This is a genomic window from Chamaesiphon sp. VAR_69_metabat_338, from assembly GCF_031423935.1.
In the GTDB taxonomy this organism is placed as follows: domain Bacteria; phylum Cyanobacteriota; class Cyanobacteriia; order Cyanobacteriales; family Chamaesiphonaceae; genus Chamaesiphon.
Genome location: NZ_JANPGM010000450.1, coordinates 1 through 3,128 on the forward strand (window position 1 = coordinate 1; position 3,128 = coordinate 3,128).

Below are 3,128 nucleotides of genomic sequence, written 5' to 3' on the forward strand. Positions count from 1 at the left end.
CCAGATACCGAAGTTCGCCAAGCATTAGCCAGAGTTCGGGCGAATGTCCCACGTTATATCTGGTGTGCAAAACGTGGCATGGGCACGATCGGTAGCGGTAGTAATAACTATCGATCGCTAGCTTATTGGTATCAAGAAAACTATAAAGAAAATTACGCGCTGATGTGTCCGTTAACGCGGATCGATGTCGATCTACCCTTCGTCTTCGATCCGATTCATCTACGCACCTGGGCGAAGTTTGCCGCGCGGATTAATGCCTCAATTACCCTCCATCGCGATGCTGTTAAAGCGGGCTTAATTGGTGAAGGACATCAAGTATTTGTCATCAGTGAAGATCGCGATCGCGAAAGTTTGCAAGAACTCAGAACAGCTTTAATTCATGCCACTAAAACAGATCCTAAAAAATCAATTGAAATCCTTAAACAAATTGCCGACGTTCACAAAGAAAAAACGCAACGCGATCGGGAATATAATCTGATCGGCACTCAGACTAAAAAGATCCAACAACAAGCTAAGAACCAGGCAGCACAGGCAATTGCGATCGCACCAGATCTCGGCCATCGTGATTTTCAATATCTATCTAATAAACGCTTTCTCAGCGATTTAGAACGCGCTCAAGTCGAGAAATATACCCTCCAGCAACGCTATGGGGTTATAATTACCCCCGAACTCAAATTAAAAGATGACAAGGGTTATTATGGTCAATTGTTAACACACTTTTATTTGCTCAATCACCAACAATATTTACCCCAATCGATTTATCTAGTTTGGGATCGAGATTTAGAAAGCCGACCCGACAAGGTTTTCTTGCCAGATGCCAATCATCATATTCTCAAAATTCAAGGCTTACTAGCTTTAGGAATTATTAATTTCCTAGATCCCGATCGTCAGTTACAAATGACCGATCCCGATCTGATTTCGCTCAAACGGATTAGTTATCTGTGCAGCCAGCATATCAAACGCGCGATCGGTATCGACATGCCCAATTATAATAACGGTGAAGTCAGCCCGATCTCTGTCCTCAATCGCTTCCTCCAGCTCTTAGGTTTGAAAGTACAACCAATTACATCTGGCTCGAAATCAGCTCGATCGAAATCTGTTAGCGCGAAAAAACTGGATAAAGCGACTGGCATCTATCAACTCGATCGATCTCTATTAAACGACGGTCGAGCTGAAATTTTTCAAGTCTGGCAAAAACAACAAAGTCGCGAACTCCTGCGTTCTGCTTGATAAAAAATATCCCCGACTTTTTCAAAAAGTCGAGGATACGACCGAACTGAGTAATTGTTAAAATCTAGCGATTGCTACTCATTGCGGGACTCTTGACTGAAGCAGGACTAGCCATATTCTTGTTTTGCAATACGGCAACTGCGCGCTGATACTGGGGATCTTGAGGACTACCTAGCAACGCTGGCGAGTCAGCCAGGTTCTTTTGCTCGTTAAAGTTGAGATCTACCTTCACATCTGGCGTCACGCCTTTGTGACCGATATCGGTGCCATTAGGCGTATAGTAGTGAGCCACAGTTACCGCCATCCCCGAACCATCGGAGAGGGAGTGTACCGATTGGACTAGTGCCTTGCCGAAAGTTTGCGCGCCGACAATTTGGGCGCGGCGATTGTCCTTGAGAGCACCAGCTAGAATCTCGCTGGCACTAGCCGAATTACCATCGACTAATACCGCCATCGGGAGCTGAGTCAGTGCGCCCTGTACCGCGCGAAAATCTTCATTACCGCCTTTACGATCGACTGTTTTGACGATCGTGCCATTATCGAGCCACATCCGCGCGATTTCGACGCTGGCTTGCAGCAAGCCGCCAGGATTGCCGCGCATATCTAGCACGTAAGCATTGACTTGCTTGCGATTGAGATCTTTAATCGCTTTTTGCATTTGCTCGGAAGAATGCGAGCTAAATTCGGCCAGACGGATATAGCCGACTTTCAACTTGCCTTCTTGTTTGACTTCTGAAAATACCGATGAGACTTCGATTTGAGCGCGCGTCAGGGCGATATCAAACGGACTCTTGCTGCCCCGCGAGATTTTGAGGGTAATTGATTTGCCAATTTCACCCCGAATCAGACTAATTGCGCCTTCGAGATTCATGTTTTTGGTAGACTTACCATCGATCGCGACGATGATATCGCCAGCTTTGATCCCCGCCTTAGATGCGGGAGAATTGTCGATCGCTTCGGCAACGACTAATTGCTGGGTGCGCGGATTTGCTTCTAATTTAATGCCGACACCGGACATTTCGCCGCTAGTTTGATTGTTCAGCGATTGAAACTGCTGCGGATCCATGAAGCGCGTATACGGATCGCCTAACTTTTTGAGGGTCGAGCGAATGGCGACGTAGGCTTCTTGGCGATTGCGATAGTTGCGCTTGAGCAATTCCATCCGCGTTTTTTGCCAGTCTAAGCGGTTGAAAGTCCCGTCTACGTACTCCCGATTGACGATCTGCCAAGCTTCATCCACGATCGCTTTGGGGCTATCTTTAGACACTGCAAGCGTAGAACTGGTGGCAACTGGCAACAATGTAGCAAGCATGGCTCCGGCAAACATCGCTCCCCGCAGAACTAGTTGATGGTGCCAAACGGATCGAAGTTTAGATGGTTGGATCATAGTGACAATGATGACATTCTGGGAAGGTGAGGAGCGAGCCGAGCGTTGATGACTAGCGATGGTCTGAGTGCTAATTATGTATCTGCTAATTTAACTCAATCTCGCTAACTTTGCTGCATGAATTATCTTTTTACCAGCGATTAAGTCGCTAATCTTTATAAATCTTAATTGAAGATTAGCTAAACCGTGCGATTGAGTCTAGTTCGTTAGTTACCATTGTCACAGCTTAAGCCGATCGGCATTAAATGGGGATGGGGAGCAGTTCAGCCAGATCCATACTGGTTGGAGATCGATCGTCTCGATGCTGGCGATCGCACCGCACGGCAAAGCTACAATGCTCGCACAAACCCGTAGACGCCGCTACCTGCGGAAAAGGTTCCTGACGGCTGCGATTGGCATCGAGCCAAGTTGTCAATTTAGCTAGTAATGCGACTAAATCGCTGTGAGTTTGCCGATGTTGTTTGAGCGTATAGCTGATGGCGATCGATTTGGGTTGGGGGGTGGATTGAAT

1 protein-coding gene and 2 pseudogenes are annotated in these 3,128 nt (G+C 46.9%); 1 reads left to right on the plus strand and 2 read right to left on the minus strand.

Going from position 1 to position 3,128, the window contains the following annotated elements; all coding sequences use genetic code 11:
• Positions 1 to 1,230, plus strand: a pseudogene (locus tag RMO84_RS12480) (DNA primase); the annotation flags it as partial.
• A 64-nt stretch (positions 1,231 to 1,294) separates the two neighbouring features.
• Here the strand turns inward: RMO84_RS12480 and ctpB are convergent.
• Both ctpB and RMO84_RS12490 read right to left on the minus strand, forming a co-directional pair.
• The gene (gene ctpB / locus RMO84_RS12485) at positions 1,295 to 2,617 is read right to left on the minus strand and encodes a carboxyl-terminal processing protease CtpB (protein WP_310488778.1); all 1,323 of its coding nucleotides are present in this window, start codon (positions 2,615 to 2,617) and stop codon (positions 1,295 to 1,297) included.
• 241 nt (positions 2,618 to 2,858) lie between these two features.
• A pseudogene (locus tag RMO84_RS12490) lies at positions 2,859 to 3,128 on the minus strand (PD-(D/E)XK nuclease family protein); the annotation flags it as partial.

What these genes read in the sequence shown, in the direction of transcription:
- ctpB (WP_310488778.1), bottom strand. Translation starts at nt 2,617, where the DNA reads ATGATCCAACCATCTAAACTTCGATCCGTTTGGCACCATCAACTAGTT.